15 protein-coding genes and 1 pseudogene are annotated in these 16,487 nt (G+C 74.1%); 13 read left to right on the forward strand and 3 right to left on the reverse strand.

What is annotated here, in order from left to right:
• The 6 genes and pseudogenes from E1266_RS26020 to alc form a co-directional block, all read left to right on the forward strand.
• Positions 1–248 (forward strand): annotated as a pseudogene (locus E1266_RS26020) (xanthine dehydrogenase family protein subunit M); the annotation flags it as partial.
• On the forward strand, positions 248–733 hold the full coding sequence (locus E1266_RS26025) for a (2Fe-2S)-binding protein (RefSeq protein WP_132051311.1): 486 nt from the start codon (positions 248–250) through the stop codon (positions 731–733). The pseudogene E1266_RS26020 and the gene E1266_RS26025, both read left to right, overlap by 1 nt.
• Complete coding sequence (locus E1266_RS26030; RefSeq protein ID WP_243718885.1) at positions 730–2,130, forward strand: 8-oxoguanine deaminase; 1,401 nt, start codon at positions 730–732, stop codon at positions 2,128–2,130. The genes E1266_RS26025 and E1266_RS26030 overlap by 4 nt, the downstream gene beginning before the upstream one ends.
• The gene (gene pucD, locus E1266_RS26035; protein WP_207945923.1) at positions 2,130–4,475 is read left to right on the forward strand and encodes a xanthine dehydrogenase subunit D; all 2,346 of its coding nucleotides are present in this window, start codon (positions 2,130–2,132) and stop codon (positions 4,473–4,475) included. Before E1266_RS26030 ends, pucD begins: the two co-directional genes overlap by 1 nt.
• Positions 4,463–5,809, forward strand: coding sequence for an allantoinase AllB (gene allB / locus E1266_RS26040; RefSeq protein ID WP_132051313.1), 1,347 nt, complete (start codon positions 4,463–4,465; stop codon positions 5,807–5,809). Before pucD ends, allB begins: the two co-directional genes overlap by 13 nt.
• Positions 5,806–6,801: an allantoicase gene (alc, locus tag E1266_RS26045; RefSeq protein WP_132051315.1), complete on the forward strand. Its 996-nt coding sequence runs from the start codon at positions 5,806–5,808 to the stop codon at positions 6,799–6,801. Before allB ends, alc begins: the two co-directional genes overlap by 4 nt.
• 55 nt (positions 6,802–6,856) lie before the next feature.
• Here the strand turns inward: alc and E1266_RS38200 are convergent, their stop codons facing one another.
• The gene (locus E1266_RS38200; RefSeq protein WP_165966210.1) at positions 6,857–7,093 is read right to left on the reverse strand and encodes a DUF397 domain-containing protein; all 237 of its coding nucleotides are present in this window, start codon (positions 7,091–7,093) and stop codon (positions 6,857–6,859) included.
• Between the two features lie 222 nt (positions 7,094–7,315).
• On the opposite strand from E1266_RS38200, the gene E1266_RS26055 reads away from it, so the two are divergent.
• Both E1266_RS26055 and E1266_RS26060 read left to right on the forward strand, forming a co-directional pair.
• Entirely contained in the window at positions 7,316–7,891 is a 576-nt protein-coding gene (locus E1266_RS26055; protein WP_132051317.1) for a sigma-70 family RNA polymerase sigma factor, read from the forward strand.
• Positions 7,891–8,895, forward strand: coding sequence for a CU044_5270 family protein (locus E1266_RS26060; protein WP_132051319.1), 1,005 nt, complete (start codon positions 7,891–7,893; stop codon positions 8,893–8,895). Before E1266_RS26055 ends, E1266_RS26060 begins: the two co-directional genes overlap by 1 nt.
• 55 nt (positions 8,896–8,950) lie before the next feature.
• On the opposite strand, the gene E1266_RS26065 is transcribed toward E1266_RS26060, so the two are convergent.
• Positions 8,951–9,514, reverse strand: a complete 564-nt coding sequence (locus tag E1266_RS26065; protein WP_229808788.1) for a TetR family transcriptional regulator — start codon at positions 9,512–9,514, stop codon at positions 8,951–8,953.
• Positions 9,515–9,850: 336 nt separating this feature from the next.
• Here E1266_RS26065 and E1266_RS26070 point away from each other — a divergent pair, with 336 nt between their 5' ends.
• Genes E1266_RS26070 through E1266_RS26080 form a run of 3 tightly spaced genes read left to right on the forward strand, consistent with a single transcriptional unit; the run spans position 9,851 to position 13,785 of the window.
• On the forward strand, positions 9,851–11,494 hold the full coding sequence (locus E1266_RS26070; protein ID WP_132051323.1) for an AMP-binding protein: 1,644 nt from the start codon (positions 9,851–9,853) through the stop codon (positions 11,492–11,494).
• Complete coding sequence (locus tag E1266_RS26075; RefSeq protein ID WP_132051325.1) at positions 11,495–12,613, forward strand: acyl-CoA dehydrogenase family protein; 1,119 nt, start codon at positions 11,495–11,497, stop codon at positions 12,611–12,613. It begins immediately after the preceding gene.
• Entirely contained in the window at positions 12,613–13,785 is a 1,173-nt protein-coding gene (locus E1266_RS26080; protein ID WP_132051327.1) for an acyl-CoA dehydrogenase family protein, read from the forward strand. Before E1266_RS26075 ends, E1266_RS26080 begins: the two co-directional genes overlap by 1 nt.
• A 57-nt stretch (positions 13,786–13,842) precedes the next feature.
• On the opposite strand, the gene E1266_RS26085 is transcribed toward E1266_RS26080, so the two are convergent.
• Positions 13,843–14,517, reverse strand: a complete 675-nt coding sequence (locus E1266_RS26085; protein WP_132051329.1) for a TetR family transcriptional regulator — start codon at positions 14,515–14,517, stop codon at positions 13,843–13,845.
• Positions 14,518–14,672: 155 nt separating this feature from the next.
• Between E1266_RS26085 and E1266_RS26090 the strand changes: the two genes are divergently transcribed.
• Together E1266_RS26090 and E1266_RS38940 are read left to right on the forward strand one after the other, a co-directional pair.
• Positions 14,673–16,292 carry an MFS transporter gene (locus tag E1266_RS26090; RefSeq protein ID WP_132051332.1) on the forward strand — a complete coding sequence of 540 codons (1,620 nt, stop codon included), beginning with the start codon at positions 14,673–14,675 and terminating at the stop codon, positions 16,290–16,292.
• Positions 16,293–16,295: 3 nt separating this feature from the next.
• A partial coding sequence (locus E1266_RS38940) for a hypothetical protein (protein WP_207945924.1) occupies positions 16,296–16,487 on the forward strand: 192 nt, incomplete at its 3' end.

Here is a 16,487-nt window from a genome sequence, read left to right on the forward strand (position 1 = left end):
CCCCGACGCCGCGCCGCGCCGCCGCCGCCGAGGAGTTCGCCTCCGCCGAGCTGGACTGGGACGGCCGCGGCCCGCTGGGCGAGGCGGCGGCGCGGCGGTTCGGCGAGCTGGCGGCGGAGGCGGCGTCGCCGATCGACGACGTCCGCGGGACGGGCGACTACCGCAGGCACGCCTTGGCGGTGCTGGCCCGCCGCACCCTGACCTGGGCCTGGAACGACCACCGGAACGCGGGAAGGAGGGCCTCCTGATGCGCGTGAACGTCACCGTCAACGGTTCCGCCGAGGCCGTGGACGACGTGTGGGAGGGCGAGAGCCTGCTCTACATGCTGCGGGAGCGGATGGGCCTGCCCGGCTCGAAGAACGCCTGCGAGCAGGGCGAATGCGGGTCCTGCACGGTCTACCTGGACGGCGTCCCGGCGTGCGCGTGCCTCGTCGCGGCCGGGCAGGTGGAGGGCCGGGACGTCCGCACCGTCGAGGGGCTCGCCGAGGGCCCGCCCGGGGACGAGCGGCTCGACCCCGTGCAGGAGGCGTTCGCCGAGACCGGCGCCGTCCAGTGCGGGTTCTGCACGCCCGGCCTCATCGTCCAGTCGCACGACCTGATCGAGCGGAACCCCGCGCCGACCGACGCGGAGATCCGCGAGGCGCTCGCCGGGAACCTGTGCCGCTGCACCGGCTACGAGAAGATCCTGGACGCGGTGCGCCTCGCCGCCGAGCGGAAGGCCGCCGCGACATGACCCCCGACATGACCCGCGAGACCACCCGCGAGACCACCTGGCGCGGAACGATCGTCATCGAGAACGCCCACGTCGCCACCGTCTCCGGCGAGGAGTACCCGGGCGGGCACATCGTGATCGAGGGCGACCGGATCACGGCCGTCGGCCCGGGGCCGGCGCCGCCCGCCCCCGGCGCCGAGCGGATCGACGGCACCGGATGCCTCGCCACCCCCGGCCTCGTCAACACCCACCACCACCTCTACCAGTGGGCGAGCCAGGGGCTGGCCGTCGACAGCACGCTGTTCGAGTGGCTGACGACCCTCTACCGGCCCTGGTCGAAGATGGACGCCGAGGTCGTGTCCGGCGCGGCGTCCGCCGGCCTCGGCTGGCTCGCGAAGTCGGGCTGCACCACGTCCACCGACCACCACTACCTGTTCCCCGGCGGGCGCGGTGACCTGCTCGCGGCGGAGATCGACGCCGCGGCCGAGATCGGCGTGCGGTTCCACCCGTGCCGGGGCTCGATGGACCGCGGGCAGTCGCAGGGCGGGCTGCCCCCGGACGAGGTCGTGGAGGACCTCGACACGATCCTCGCGGAGACGGCCGCCGCGATCGACCGGTACCACGACCCCTCGCCCGGCTCCATGCTCCGCGTCGCCGTCGCGCCCTGCTCCCCGTTCACCGTCAGCCGGGACCTGCTGGTCGAGTCGGCGCGGCTGGCCCGCGACAAGGGCGTCCGCCTGCACACCCACCTCGCCGAGACGCTCGACGAGGAGGAGCACACCGCGGAGCAGTTCGGCATGACGCCGACCGAGTTCATGGACTCCCTCGGCTGGCTCGGCCCCGACGTGTGGTTCGCGCACTGCGTCCACCTCCACGACACCGACATCAAGCGGCTCGCCGAGACGGGCACCGGCACGGCGCACTGCCCGAGCTCCAACGCGCGCCTCGGCGCCGGCATCGCCCGCGTGTCCCGCCTGCTGGAGGAGGGCGCGACGGTCGGCCTCGGCGTGGACGGCTCCGCGTCCGCCGAACTCGTCCCGCTCGCCGGGGAGATCCGCCAGGCGGTCTACATGCAGCGCGCCCGCTACGGCCCCACCGCGCTGACCGCGCGGCAGGCCCTGCACATGGCGACCCTCGGCGGGGCCCGCTGCCTCGGCCGCGAGGACGAGCTCGGCTCCCTCGAACCGGGCAGGCTCGCCGACATCGCGCTGTGGCGGGTGGACGGCTTCCACGCGGCCGTCGACGACCCCGTGGTCGCGTTCGCGTTCGGGAAGACGCCGCCGCTGCGGCGGCTGCTCGTCGGCGGGCGGACGGTCGTGGACGACGACACGCTCGTGACCGTCCCGCAGGACGAGGCCGGGCGGCGCGGCGCCGCCGCCCACCGCCGCCTGATGCGGCTCGCGGAGGAGGTGCTCTGATGGCGTCGCCGGTGCGAAGCCCCGGCCCCTCCCTCTCCCGGGTCGCCGCCCCGGGGCAGGGCGGCGTCGGGGACAGCCCCCTGCGGCCGGACGGCACGCTCAAGGTCGCGGGCGAGTTCGCGTACGCGTCCGACCTCTGGATGGACGGGATGCTGTGGGGCGCGACGCTGCGCAGCCCGCACCCCCGCGCTCTGATCACGTCGATCGACATCGGGCCCGCCCTCGCGGTGCCCGGCGTCCGGGCCGTCCTCACCCACGAGGACGTGCCGGGACGCAAGACGTTCGGCATCGACCACACCGAGGACCAGCCCGTCCTCGCCATCGACCAGGTCCGGCACGAGGGCGAGCCGGTCGCGCTCGTCGCCGCGGACCACCCGGAGACCGCGCGGCGGGCGATGGAGCTGATCGCCGTCGGCTACGAGGTGCTCGCGCCGATCACCGACCCGCGCGCCGTGCTCGCCGACCCGGAGGGCCTGAAGGTCCAGGAGCGCGGCGGCATCACCCGTCACCAGCCGGTCCGCGTCGGCGACGTGGCCGCCGCGCGGGCGGCGGCGGACGTCGTCGTGTCCGGCGAGTACGAGGTCGGGATCCAGGACCAGGCGTTCCTCGGGCCCGAGTCCGGGCTGGCGGTCCCCGCCGAGGACGGCGGCCTCGACCTCTACGTGTCCACGCAGTGGATCCACAACGACCTCAAGCAGATCGCGCCGTGCCTCGGCCTCGCCGAGGACCAGATCCACATGACGCTCGCGGGCGTCGGCGGCGCGTTCGGCGGGCGCGAGGACCTGTCGATGCAGATCCACGCGGGGATGCTCGCGCTGCACACCGGCAGGCCCGTGAAGATGTCGTACAACCGGTACGAGTCGTTCTTCGGGCACGTCCACCGGCACCCCGCCCAGATGCGGTACGAGTACGGCGCCACGGCGGACGGGAAGCTCCTCTACGCCGACGTGGAGATCGTCCTGGACGGCGGCGCGTACACGTCGTCAACGATCAACGTCACGGGCAACGCGGCGTCGCTCGGCGTAGGCCCGTACGAGATCCCCAACATCGAGATCGACGCGTACGGCGTCTACACCAACAACCCGCCGTGCGGCGCGATGCGCGGGTTCGGCGCCGTGCAGGCGTGCTTCGCCTACGAGTCGATGATGGACCGGCTCGCGGCGGCCTGCGGGCTCGACCCGGTCGAGATCCGCCGCCGCAACGCCGTCACGCAGGGGTCCAGGCTCGCGACCGGGCAGGTCATCGACTCCCCGGCGCCGCTCGCGGAGATGCTGACCCGGCTGGAGGCGATGCCGCTGCCGCCGCCGCTCGACCCGTCCGACCTGCGGAACCTGCCGGGCGGGGTGGCGCAGACCACGCACGGCGAGGGCGTCGTGCGGGGCGTCGGCTACGGCGTCGGGATCAAGAACATCTGCTTCTCCGAGGGGTTCGACGACTACTCCACCGCCCGCGTCCGGCTGGAGGTCATTGGCGGCGAGGCGACCGCGCTCGTGCACACCGCCGCCGCCGAGGTCGGGCAGGGGCTCGTCACCGTCAAGGCGCAGATCGCGCGGACCGAGCTGGGCGTGCAGAGGGTCACGATCGCCCCGGCCGACGACCGGGTGGGCGACGCGGGCTCCTCCAGCGCGTCCCGGCAGTCGTACATGACGGGCGGCGCGGTCAAGGCGGCCTGCGAGGCGGTGCGCGCCGAACTGCTCGCGCTCGCCGCCCGCCGCCTCGGCGGACGGTGGGCCGCCGACGACCTCGCCGTCGCCGGCGGGAAGATCGTCTCGCGGGCGGACGGCGTGCTCGGCACCGTCGAGGACGTCCTCGGCGACGAGGTCGTCGAGCAGACCCGCGAGTACCACCACCGGCCCACCACCGCCCTCGACCCCGTCACCGGGCAGGGCAGCAGCCACACCCAGCTCGCCCTGTGCGTCCACCGGGCCGTGGTCGACGTGGACGTCGACCTCGGGCTCGTCAAGGTCGTGGAGATGGCCGCCGTCCAGGACGTCGGCAAGATCATCAACCGGACGGGGGTGGAGGGCCAGATCCACGGCGGGTCCGCGCAGGGCCTCGGCCTCGCCGTGATGGAGGAGATCGTCGTGGCGGACGGCCTCGTCCGCAACCCGTCGTTCACCGACTACCTGATCCCGACGATCCTCGACATGCCGCCCATGCGGCTCGACATCCTGGAGAACCCCGATCCCGCCGCGCCCTACGGGCTGCGGGGCGCCGGGGAGCCGCCGACGCTGTCGTCCACGCCCGCCATCGTCGCCGCGATCCGGGACGCGACGGGCAAGGCCCTCAACCGGGTCCCGGTCAGGCCCGAGCACATCGTGCGAGGCGCCCCGTGGACGGCCTGACGATCCGGTCGCGGCGGACCGTCCTGCCCGACGGGGAGCGCCCGGCCGCCGTCTCCATCCTGGACGGGCGGATCACGGCGATCTCCCCTTACGAGGTCCGCGACCTGGCCGAGGCCGTCCTGGACCTGGGAGACGTCGCGCTGCTGCCGGGCCTGGTCGACACCCACGTCCACGTCAACGAGCCGGGACGCACCGAGTGGGAGGGCTTCGCCGCCGCGACCCGCGCCGCCGCGTCGGGCGGCGTCACCACCATCGTCGACATGCCGCTGAACTCGCTGCCGCCCACCGTCGACCCGGACGCGCTCGCCGCCAAGCGCGCCGCCGCCGAGGGGGCGTGCGCGGTGGACACCGGCTTCTGGGGCGGTGCCATCCCGGGGAACCTGCCCTCGCTGCGGCCGCTGCACGAGCTGGGCGTCTTCGGGTTCAAGTGCTTCATGTCCCACTCGGGCGTCCCGGAGTTCCCGCCGCTCCCGCCGGACGGGATGCGGGACGCGTTCCGGGAGATCGCCTCGTTCGGCGGGCTGGTCCTCGTCCACGCCGAGGACCCCGCGTCGCTGGCGTCTCCGTCCGGCGGCGGCTACGCGGAGTTCCTGGCCTCGCGCCCGCCGTCCGCGGAACGCCTCGCCGCGGAGCGCGTCGTCCGGCTGGCGGAGGAGACGGGGGCGCGCGCGCACATCCTGCACGTGTCCGCCGCCGACTGCCTCGACGTCCTGGCGAAAGCGCAGGCCGACGGCCTCCCGGTGACCGCCGAGACCTGCCCGCACTACCTGACGCTGACGGACGGCGACGCCCGGGACACCGCGTCCAAGTGCTGCCCGCCCATCCGGGACGCCGCCAACCGCGAGGCGCTCTGGCAGGGGCTCGCCTCGGGCGTCCTCTCCTGCGTCGTCACCGACCACTCGCCCTGCACGCCCGAGCTGAAACGCGGCGACTTCGCCACCGCGTGGGGCGGCATCTCGTCCCTCCAGCTCGGCCTTCCCGTCGTCTGGACGGCCGCACGGGCGCGCGGCCATACGCTCCACTCGGTCGTCCGCTGGATGTCCGAGGCACCCGCCGCCCTGGCCGGGGTTTCAGGCAAGGGCGGGATAGCGGTCGGCAACGACGCCGACCTCGTCGCCTTCGCCCCCGACGAGACCTTCACCGTCACCCCCTCGGCCCTGCACCACCGCCACCCCGTCACCCCCTACGGAGGCCGCACGCTGGCCGGGGTCGTCCAGACCACCTGGCTGCGCGGCGTCCCCGTCACGGGCTCGTCCACCACGGGCTCGTCCACCACGGGCTCGTCCACCACGGGCTCGCCAGCCGGCCGGCTGCTCACCAGGCAGGAGCGATGAGCGACTTCACGTCCCTCCCGGACCTGGCCGTCCGCACCCTCGGCGGATCCGTCATCGCCGCCAGCGACGAGTCGTTCGCGGAGAAGGAGAACCTCCTCAACCCGTGGGCGCCGGCGTTCTCCCCGGAGACGTTCGGGCCGAAGGGCCAGCTGTACGACGGGTGGGAGACCGCCCGGCGCCGCGGGCCCGGCCACGACTGGGCGCTGGTCCGGCTCGGCCTGCCCGGCGTCGTCCGCGGCGTCGTGATCGACACCGCCTGGTTCCGGGGCAACTTCCCGCCGCACGCGTCCGTCGAGGCGTGCGCCGTGGACGGCTACCCGGCCGACCTCTCCGGCGCCGACTGGGTGGAGATCGTCCCGAAGAGCCCGCTGAAGGGCGACAGCGCCCACGCGTTCGAGGTCGACGCGGAACGCCTGTTCACCCACGTCCGGCTCAACATGTTCCCCGACGGCGGCATAGCGCGGCTCCGGGTGCACGGCGAGGTCGTCGCAGACCCGCGCCTCCTGACGGGCCTCACGGTCGACCTGGCCGCCCTGGAGAACGGCGCCCGCGTCGTCGAGTGCTCGGACATGTTCTACTCGTCGCCCGACAACATGCTTTTCCCGGGGCTCGCGCGCAACCAGGCGGAGGGCTGGGAGACCGCCCGCCGCCGCGACGACGGCAACGACTGGGCCGTGATCCGGCTCGCGGCACCCGGCACCATCCGGCTCGCCGAGATCGACACCGCGAACCTGAAGTTCAACGCCCCCGCCCAGGCCGCGCTCTCCGGCATGGACGCCCGTGTAGGGGACACCTGGAGCCGCCTCCTACCGAGAACGGACCTCCTGCCCGACACCCGCCACCGCTTCCGCCTCGCCACACCGGAGGTGACCCACGTCCGCCTGGACATCCACCCGGACGGCGGCATAGCCCGCCTCCGGCTCCTCGGCGACCTGGCCCCGGAAGCGGAACGGGCCCTCACCGCCAGGTGGGACCGGCTGCGCGGCGCTTGAGCGCGCAGCGTCCCGGCGGTGGGGCCCGTCTCCGAGGCCCGTCCCCGAGGCCGGTTCAGGCGGTCTCGGTGGGGTCCTCTTCCAGGAGGTCGTCGAACTCGCCGTCCTTGACGCCCGCGATGAAGGCGTCCCACTCGGCCTCGGTGAAGTAGAGGATCGGGCCCTCCGGCTTCTTGGCGTCGCGCATGACGACGGCCCGCTCACCGAAGTCCTTGTGCTGGACGGGGACGTCCTTGCCATCGATGAACTCGATGATGACCCCGTCGCTGAGGATCGGTTCCTGCTCGGTCACTGGCACACCTTCTTCGTCCAGGTAGTGGGATTCAAGGCTAGTAGGGATGGGACCCGCGGCACATGGAAAGCGCCCCGGCGACGGCGGCGTTCCGGGAGCACCGTGAACGCGACACGGGGTGTCGGCGAAGCAAGGTGAACGACTCGCCGAATCCGGAGGGCACGACATGACCCGAGAAAGACCGGCCGCAGAAAGACCGGCCGCGACCCGGGGAGGACCGGCATGGTCGCGGTGACCGCCGGCGACGCCGAGATCCTGCGGCGGTCCCGGCACGAGCCCGAGTGCTTCGCCGTCCTCTTCGACCGCCACTACACGGCGATCCACGGGTACGCGGCGCGGCGGCTCGGCGCGGGACCCGCCGACGACGTCGCCGCCGAGACCTTCCTGATCGCCTTCGACCGGCGGGAGCGCTACGACGCGTCGAAGGGCGACGCGCGGCCCTGGCTGTACGGGATCGCGTCCAACCTCATCGCCCGGCACCACCGCGCCGAGGTGCGCCAGTACCGGGCCCTCGCCCGGTCCCTGGGCCGCGACGCCGCCGAGGGCCACGCCGACGGCGTCGCCGGGCGGATCGACGCCGAGGCGGCGCGCGGCCCGCTGGCGGCCGCGCTCGGCGGGCTGTCCCGCGGCGACCGGGACGTGCTGCTGCTCGTCGCCTGGGCGCAGCTGAGCCTGCAGGAGGCGGCGGAGGCGCTCGGCATCCCCGCCGGGACGGCGAGGTCGCGGCTGCACCGGGCCCGCCGGAAGGTCCGCGCCGCGCTGGGCGCCCCCGCCGACTTCGGAAAGGACATGGACTGATGAACGATCTGGACATTCTGCGAGACGCGTGGGCGGACTGCGAGCCGCCCGCGGACACGGCCCGCGCCGCCGCCCGCACGGCCCTGCTCGAACGCGCGGCCGGGCGGGAGCGGCCCCGCGCCGCATCCCGGACGGGCGTCCGGCTGCCGCGGTTCGGCGTCCGGCTCGCCGCGGTGGGCGCACTGGCGGCCGCCGCCGCCGTGGGCGTGACCGTCGTGCAGACCGGCGGGGGCACCGACGAGGACGGCAGGCCCCGCGCGGTGCTCCCCGGCATCCCGGCGGGCCCGGTGGCCAGCGCCGGGGAGGCGCTGGAGCGCGCCGCCCTCGCCGCGGAGGCACGGCCGTTCACGCCGCCCCGTCCCGACCAGTGGATCTACGTCGAGTCGACACTGCGGACGGGAGCGCGCCCGAACGGCCCGGTGTCGCGGGACCCGCGCGACACCGTCGTGAAGCGCAACTGGAAGCGGGCCGACGGCACGAAGTCGGCCGCCCTCGACAAGGGCGGGCTCGTGTACAGCGGGATGCCGCCGACGACGCCGCCGAGCGACTACCGCTCGCTGGCGGCGCTGCCGACCGACCCGTCCGCGCTGCTCCAGCGGATGTACCGGGAGGCGGGCGGGCTCGGCGAGACGCCGGAGGGGCGGTACTCGACCGCGTACTCGATGCTCGGCGCGGTCCTGCGGGACAACGTCCTGCCGCCGAAGACGGAGGCGGCGGTGTTCCGCGCGATCAAGCTGATCCCGGGCGTGACGCTCGCCGAGGGGCGGGCGGACGCGGCGGGACGCCCGGCACTCGGAGTCGGGCGCGTCGCTGAGGGGTGGCTGCACCAGGAACTGCTGCTGGACCCGGCCACCTACACCTACCTGGGCGAGCGGTCGGTCGCCCTCAAGGATCACACCGCCCGGGGGACGGACGCGACCATGCGGGTGAAGAAGGGCGACCTGCTGAACATCACGGTCCGCGCCAGGGCGGGCATCGTGGACGAGGCGGGGCAGCGGCCCTGAGCCGTTGCCCGCCGGACCGGGGCGGGCGGGCCGGGACCGTCCGGCCCGCCCGCCCTCAGGGGTCGATGAGCAGGCGGGCGGCGGAGATCTCCAGGCGCGCCTGGATCTCCTCGGCGGTGGCGTTGCCGCGCAGCATCTCGATCATCTCCATGGTCCAGATGCCGGACAGCGCGCGGGCCACCAGGCGGCGCGGGTCGTCGGCGGAGAAGGTCTCCGGGCGGCCGGACGCGGCGAGCAGCAGCATCCCGGTCATCCGGTCGCCGAAGTCGGTCTTGACGTCGGAGAGCAGCAGCGAGCGGATCAGCGCCTCGGCCAGCTCCGGCTCGCGCATCAGCCCGCGGGTCGCGCGCATCAGCACCTCCACCGCGCGCTGCGGCGCGTCGCCCGCGCGGGGCGGGCGGCGCTCGATGCTGGCCTCCAGCAGGTCGAGCTCCTCGCTCACGACCGCGACGACCAGGTCCATCTTGGACGGGAAGTAGCGGTACAGGGTGCCGAGGGCGACCCCCGCGCGCTCGGAGACGGTGCGCATCTGCATCGCCTCGATGCCGCCGCGGGACGCCAGCGCGGCCGCCGCCTGCACGATACGCTTGCGCCGCTGGTGCTGGCTGCGCGAGCGCACGCTCTGCCCCGGCTGCGCCGCCTGCCCCGCCGCCTGTCCTGCCGCCTGTCCCGCGGGCTGACCCCGGGTCTCGTCCCCGGTCACCGTCGGCTCTGCGGTCACGGTCGATCCCTCCTGAGCGGGCGCGGTCGCCCGACGTGTCCCGCCCAGGATACAGCCCATGAGAACGTGTTATCTGATCCGTGGCGAGGGGCGGTCCGGCCGGTGCCTTCACCCGGCCGGTGAACCTAGACATGCCTGGAGAATCTGCCCGGGATCGAGCCCGATCATGCCTCTGGACACAGACTAGAATCTGTTCTACTTTTTCGCCGTGGGGTCGGCCCGGGAGGTGGCAGGGTGAGCGTCGCGGCACTGCTGGAGGCGAGGGCGGACGACGGCCGCCCGGGACTGCGCCGGGCCGGCGGCGACGGCGCCTGGACGTGGCGCGAGGTCGTCGCCGAAAGCGCGGCCCGCGCCGCCTGGATGACGTCCCTCAGCGACACCGCCGCGGGTGGCCGCGACCGCCCGGTCCACGTGGGCGTGCTCCTCGACAACGTCCCCGAGTTCGTGTTCCTCCTCGGCGGGGCGGCGCTGTCGGGGTCGGTGCTCGTCGCGCTGAACCCGACGCGCAGCGCCGCCGAGCTGGCGGGCGACGCCGAGCGCGCCGACTGCGACCTCGTCCTCACCGGGCCCGGGCACGCCGCGAAGGCCGCGGAGCTCGGGCTCCCCGTCCACGACGTGGAGGACGGCGCCCACCGCGCGCGGCTCGCCCCCTTCGCAGGCTCCCCGCTCCCGGACACGTCCGGCATCGGCGACGGCACCCTGCTCATGCTGATCTTCACCTCCGGGACGTCGGGGCGGCCGCGGGCCGTCCGCGTCACCCACCGGAAGGTGCACGTGCCGGGCGTGATGCTCGCCGAGCGCATGCTGTCGGCGGAGTCGGTCGTCTACAGCCCGATGCCGCTGTTCCACTCCGGCGCCGTCATGGCGGCGTACGCGCCCGCGCTGGCCGCCGGAGCCGAGCTGGTGCTGCGCACGAGGTTCTCGGCGTCCGCCGTCCTGCCCGACATCCGCGCGCACGGCTGCACCTACCTGCACTACGTCGGCAAGGCGCTCTCGTACGTGCTCGCGACGCCGCAGGCCGAGGACGACGCCGACAACCCCCTCCAGTTCGCGTTCGGGAACGAGGCCGCGCCGCTGGAGCAGAAGGCGTTCGGGGAGCGGTTCGGCTGCTTCGTCATCGACGGCTACGGCTCGACCGAGACGGCGATCTCGCTGGTCACCGACCCTTTCGGCCCGCCCGGCTCGCTGGGGAGGATCGCCGACGGCATCGCGATCCTCGACCCCGCGACCGGCGAGCCGTGCCCGCCCGCGGAGTTCGACGCCGCCGGCCGCGTCCTGAACGGCGACGAGGCCATCGGCGAACTGGTCAACACGGGCGACCTCGGGCTGTTCGACGGCTACTACCGGGAGGACGCGCCCGACCGGCTCCGCGACGGCATGTTCTGGAGCGGCGACCTCGCCTACGCCGACGCGGACGGCTACATCTTCTTCGCCGGCCGCAGCGCCGACCGGCTCCGGGTGGACGGCGAGAACTTCGGCGCCGCCCAGGTGGAGCGCGCCCTGGCGGAGCTGCCGGGCGTCCGGCAGCTCGCGGTGTACGGGGTGCCGGACGCGGCGTCCGGCGACCAGGTGATGCTGGCGCTCGCGGCGGACGGCTTCGACCCGGCCGCGTTCGCCGCGTACCTGCGCGGCCGCGCGGACCTGAGCCCGAAATGGCCGCCGCGGTACGTCCGGGTCATGCGGGACCTGCCCGCGACCGCCTCCAACAAGATCCTCAAGCGCCGGCTGGTCAGGGACGGCTGGCAGACCGACGACCCGGTGTGGTGGCGGCCCGGCCGGGACGTCGCCTACCGCCGGATGACAGCGGAGGACGCGGCCGGGCTCCGGGCGGAGTTCGAGAAGCGCGGCCGGCTGCACCTCCTGGAACGGAGCGGATGAGTGGACTTCAACCTCGACGAGACCCAGCAGGAGATCAAGAAGCTGGCTGCCGGGCTCCTGGAACGCGAGGCGACCCGGGAGCGGCTTGAGGCTTTCGAGAAGAGCGGCGCGGCGTACGACACGGTGACGTGGAAGGCCCTCGCCCAGGCCGGGCTGCTCGGGCTCGTCCTGCCGGAGGACGCGGGCGGCGCGGGCCTCGGGCCGGTCGAGCTGGCGGTCGTCCTGCGGGAGGTCGGCCTCAAGGTCGCGCCCGTCCCGGTGTACGCGTCGCTCGCGCTCGCGGCCGTCCCGATCGGGCTGCACGGCACGGCCGAGCAGAAGGCGCTGCTGGGCCCGCTGACCGAAGGCGAGACGGTGCTGACGGGCGCGTACCGCGAGGTCGGCCCGGCCGGGGAGATCGCCACCACCGCGCGCAGGGACGGTGACGGCTTCGTCCTCGACGGGGTGAAGACGTTCGTCCCGTACGCGCGCGAGGCGTCGCGGATCCTCGTGCCCGCCCGCGTCGAGGGCGAGGGCGTGGACGAGGGCATCGGGGTCTTCCTCGTCGAGCCGTCCGCCGCGGCGGTCACCGCGCAGCCGTCCGCGACGAGCGAGCCGCTGTCGCGCGTCGCGCTCGACGGCGCCCGGGTCGGCCCGGACGCCCTCCTCGGCGGCACGGCCGACGGCGCCGCGTGGGACGCGCTGCGCCGCTCGGCGGTCGCGGGCGCGGTCGCCCTCGCGTCCGGCGTCATCGAGGGCGCGCTGGCGCTGACCACGGAGTACGTCAAGACGCGGGAGCAGTTCGAGCGCGCCCTCGCCCAGTTCCAGGCCGTCACGATGCAGATCGGCGACGTCTACATCGCCAAGCGCGCGCTCGACGTGGCCGCCTGGGCGGGCGTGTGGCGGCTCGCCGAGGGCGCCGCCGACACCGACGAGGTCCTCGCCGTCGCCGCCTACAACGCCTGCGACCCCGTCGTGCAGGCCCTCTACACCTGCCAGCACCTGCACGGCGGCATCGGGCTGGACGTCACCTACCCGCTGCACCGCTACTTCGCCTGGGGCAAGCAGTGCGCGCACCTGCTCGGCGGCGCGGAGGAGACCCTGGATTCGCTCGGCGCGCTCGTCGCACAGGAGGCCTGATGTTCATCGACCTGACCGAGGAGCAGAAGCGGCTCCGCGCCGAGCTGCGCGAGTACTTCGAGAACTGCCTGGACGCGGAGCAGCGCGCCGCGATCCTGGAGGACCCGTTCGGCCCCGCCTACATGGAGCACTGCCGGCGCCTCGGCCGCGACGGGATGCTCGGCGTCGCGCTGCCGAAGGAGTACGGCGGCCGCGGCTACGGCCCCGTCGAGCAGACGATCTTCGCCAACGAGATCGCCCGCGCCGAGGTGACCTACCCGCTCATCACGCTGAACTCCGTCGCCCCGACGATCCTGCAGTACGGGACGGACGCGCAGAAGGAGTTCTTCATCCCGCGCATCCTCGCGGGGGAGTGCCACTTCGCGATCGGCTACAGCGAGCCGGGCGCGGGCACCGACCTCGCCGCCCTGCGCACCACGGCCGTCCGGGACGGCGACCACTACGTCGTGAACGGCCAGAAGATCTTCACGTCCGGCGCGCAGACCGCCGACTACGTGTGGCTCGCCGCCCGCACCGACCCGGACGCGAAGAAGCACAAGGGCATCTCGATGCTCATCGTCGACTGCGAGGACCCCGGCTTCTCCTGGACGCCGATCATCACGATGGACGGCCGGCACCACACGAACTCGACGTACTTCGAGGACATCCGCGTCCCGGCGGACATGCTGATCGGCGAGGAGAACAAGGGCTGGGACCTCATCGTCAACCAGCTCAACCACGAGCGGGTCACGCTCGGGCCGGCCGGCAACATCGGGCACACCCATGTGCGGTTCGAGCGCTGGGCCCGCACCACCCCCGGGCGGGACGGCCGGCCGCTGATCGCGGAGCCCGCGGTGCGCCGCGCCGTCGCGCGGGTCTGCGCCTACCTGCGCGTCAACGAGCTGCTCAACTGGCAGGTCGCCGCGAACCAGGACCTCGGCTGGCTGGGCGCGGCGGACGCGTCCGCCACCAAGATCTACGGCTCGGAGCGGGTGCAGGAGGTCGGCCGGATCGTCGGCGACGTCCTCGCCCGGTACGGCGACCCCGGCGACCCGGCGACCGCGGAGTTCATCGAGGCCACCGACCGCCTGGCCAAGGGCGCGCTGGTGCTGACGTTCGGCGGCGGGGTCAACGAGATCCAGCGCGAGCTGATCGCGATGATCGGCCTCGGCCTGCCCCGCGCCCCCCGCTGACCCCTGCCCGGCGGTGATCGAGCGCCCCGGCGGTGATCGCGTCCGCCTCCGCGCCGATCACCGCTGGGGGTAGTTGAGGCTCTCCTCCAGCAGCGCGAAGGCCTGGTCGACGGTCTCCGACATCGAGCCGAACGCGTCGCAATGCCGACGGATCACCTCGGCGGCGGCCTGGAAGGCGCCGGTGGCCGCGGCGGCGATGACGTGCGGGCGCAGGTCGGTCGCGGGGTCGACGCCGAGCCGCTCGGCGACGAAGTCGATCAGGATGGCCTGCTTCTTCTGCGCGTGCTCCAGCGAGCCCGCCATCAGCGCGGGGCTGTCGTCCATCATCGACAGCATGCACTGGAAGCGCCCGGGGTCGAAGCCGAGCTCGCCCGCCTCGCACGCGCGGGCGATCACGACGACGGCGCGGCGCAGCGCCGTCATGATCGGCTCGTCGGCGGGCCGCTCGGCGAGCGCCGCCATGATGGCGCGGGTCTGCTCCTCCTGGAAGGTGAGCGCCACGTCCTCCTTCGAGGCGAAGTAGCGGAAGAACGTGCGGGACGAGACGTCCACGGCGTCGGCGATCTCCTCGACGGTGGTGGCGTCGAACCCCTTCGCGGAGAACAGGTCGAACGCCGCTTCGACGAGGGCCTCGCGCGTGCGCTGCTTCTTGCGTTCGCGCCTGCCCGGGGGCCGGGGGCCGGGACCGGAGGCGCCCTGCCCGGCGCCGGTCTCGGGGGCGGTCGCGGTCATGTGCGCAGTGTAGCCAGCCGCCGGTCCCGCGCCAAGAGACAGCGGGTGAATGTTGTCACCATGTGACCGATGTCGCTTCACGCCAAGAGGCGGTTGACGACAAGTGTCATCTCGTGACACTTTGGCCATCTGCCAATCCGGAGGGATATCGATCGATGACTCATTCCACCGGCGCCGGCACGCTCGATCCCGGCGCCGTCCGCGTACCGCCGCACGGGAAGGCGCCGCGCCGCACGGCCAGGAGGGGCCACGGCCATCCGTGGCTCACGCTCGTCGCCGTCGCGCTCGGCGTGATGATGGTCGGGCTGGACGCGACCGTCGTGTCCATCGCCAACCCCGCGATCGCCGCCGACCTCGGCGCGAGCCTGTCCGGCCTCCAGTGGGTGACCAACGCCTACCTGCTGGCGCTCGCCGTCACGCTCATCCCGGCCGGCAAGATCGCCGACCGGTTCGGGCGGAGGCGGACGTTCCTGGCCGGCGTGGTCGGGTTCGCGGTCTCCTCGGTGCTGATCGGCCTGTCCGGCGGCCTCGGCACGGTCATCTTCTGGCGGGTCGTGCAGGGCTTCGCGGGGGCGCTCCTGCAGCCCGCGAGCCTCGCCATCCTGCGCAACACGTTCCCCGCCGAGCGGCTCAACACCGCGATCGGCGTCTGGGGCTCCACGCTCGGCATCTCCATCGCGGGCGGGCCGATCGTGGCCGGGCTGCTGGTCGAGAACGTCAACTGGGAGTCGGTCTTCTTCCTCAACGCCCCGCTCGGCCTCGTCGCGCTCCTCGTCGGGCTCCGGGTGATCCGCGAGTCGCGGGACGAGGGCGCCGCCGGCTCCTTCGACCTGCCCGGCGTCGCGCTGCTCACCGGCGCGCTGTTCGGCCTCGTCTGGGGCCTGATCAGGGCGGGCGAGGACGGCTTCGGCGACGTGGTCCCGCTGGTGTCGCTCGCCGTCTCGGCGGTCCTGCTCGCCGCGTTCGTGTGGCACGAGCTGCGCGTCGAGCGTCCGCTGCTCCCGCTCGGGCTGTTCCGCTCGGTGTCGCTGTCGGCGGCGACCGGGCTCATCGTCCTCGGCTTCTTCGCGATGTTCGGGACGATCTTCTTCATCACCCTCTACCTGCAGCAGGTCCACGGCATGAGCCCGGTGGAGGCCGGCGTGCGGATGCTGCCGATGACCGCCGTGTTCATCGTCGCGTCACCGATCGCGGGCGCGCTGACGAGCCGCTTCGGGCCGCGGGTGCCGCTCGCGCTCGGCATGGCCTTCACCGCCGCCGCGCTGCTCGGCCTGTCGCGCATCGGAGCGGCGGCCCCCTACGTCGAGCTCTGGCCGTGGTTCGTGCTGATCGGCCTGGCGTTCGGGATGGTGATCGTCGCCGGGACCGAGGCGATCGTGGGCAACGCCCCCGCGCACCTCGCCGGCGTCGCGGGCGGGCTGCAGCAGACCGCCGCGCAGGTCGGCGGCGTCCTCGGGACGTCGGTCCTCGGGGTGCTGCTGTCCACGAGGGTCGGCGACGTGCTGTTCGGCAGGCTGACGGACGCGGGCGTCCCCGGCGGGGCCGCGCGGCGGCTCACGAGCCAGGGCGGGATCGTCTCGCAGGGCGGCGCGCCCGTCCCGCCCGGCACGCCGGAGCCGGCCGCCGAGGCCATCACCACCGGAAGCCACCTCGCGTTCATGGACGGCTTCCAGACCTCGCTGACCGTCGCCGGGATGGTCGCCGCCGCCGCGATCCTCGCGGCCCTGCTCGTCCGGCGCGGGTCGTCCCCGGTCGAGGGCGCCGCGGCGGTGTGAGCCGTGCGCGGGCCGGTCGTGCGCGGGCCGGTCGTGCGCGGGCCGGTCGTGCGCGGGCCGGTCGTGCGGGGTCAGCCGCCGCTCGGGGACGGCTCCGGGTTGGACGTCGGGCTGGGGGACGGGGTGCCGGAGTCCCCGTCGCCCGGGTCGTCGGACGGCGGGTCCGTCGGGGTGTCCGGCGGCGGGGTCGTGGGG

Origin of the sequence: Actinomadura sp. 7K534 (assembly GCF_004348575.1) — a bacterium.
Classification (GTDB): domain Bacteria; phylum Actinomycetota; class Actinomycetes; order Streptosporangiales; family Streptosporangiaceae; genus Spirillospora; species Spirillospora livida.

Bases quoted from the DNA above. Each gene is read 5' to 3' on its own strand.
- E1266_RS26025 (WP_132051311.1), top strand. From the start codon at position 248: ATGCGCGTGAACGTCACCGTCAACGGTTCCGCCGAGGCCGTGGACGAC.
- E1266_RS26030 (WP_243718885.1), top strand. From the start codon at position 730: ATGACCCCCGACATGACCCGCGAGACCACCCGCGAGACCACCTGGCGC.
- pucD (WP_207945923.1), top strand. From the start codon at position 2,130: ATGGCGTCGCCGGTGCGAAGCCCCGGCCCCTCCCTCTCCCGGGTCGCC.
- alc (WP_132051315.1), top strand. From the start codon at position 5,806: ATGAGCGACTTCACGTCCCTCCCGGACCTGGCCGTCCGCACCCTCGGC.
- E1266_RS26055 (WP_132051317.1), top strand. From the start codon at position 7,316: ATGGTCGCGGTGACCGCCGGCGACGCCGAGATCCTGCGGCGGTCCCGG.
- E1266_RS26060 (WP_132051319.1), top strand. From the start codon at position 7,891: ATGAACGATCTGGACATTCTGCGAGACGCGTGGGCGGACTGCGAGCCG.
- E1266_RS26080 (WP_132051327.1), top strand. From the start codon at position 12,613: ATGTTCATCGACCTGACCGAGGAGCAGAAGCGGCTCCGCGCCGAGCTG.
- E1266_RS26085 (WP_132051329.1), bottom strand. From the start codon at position 14,517: ATGACCGCGACCGCCCCCGAGACCGGCGCCGGGCAGGGCGCCTCCGGT.
- E1266_RS26090 (WP_132051332.1), top strand. From the start codon at position 14,673: ATGACTCATTCCACCGGCGCCGGCACGCTCGATCCCGGCGCCGTCCGC.